The sequence below is a fragment of the Maritimimonas sp. 2405UD52-3 genome, from assembly GCF_056591715.1.
The window spans coordinates 1-222 of sequence record NZ_JBWQOL010000036.1; the positions used below are offsets into that span (position 1 = coordinate 1).

1 protein-coding gene is annotated in these 222 nt (G+C 47.7%); it reads right to left on the reverse strand.

What is annotated here, in order from left to right; genetic code table 11:
- The coding region (locus AC1EU5_RS16070) for a DUF7507 domain-containing protein (RefSeq protein WP_480193436.1) at nt 1-222 on the reverse strand (222 nt) is incomplete at both ends.

The following is a 222-nucleotide window of genomic DNA, read 5'->3' on the forward strand; positions in this document are numbered from 1 at the left end:
ACTTCCTGTAGCAATGTTCGTAATGGTCGTACCTAAGTCACCTGCCTGGATCGTATAAGTCAATGTACCACTCTCACTGTCACCAGCGGCTAGCACTGCTACGCCATCACCTGCTACATCGCTTAAGGTCACTGCACCTAATATATCATCAACCACAGCTACACCTGTCAGCGTTGCTGTACCATTGTTCGTTACTGTAAAGGTATAGGTCACCACATCACC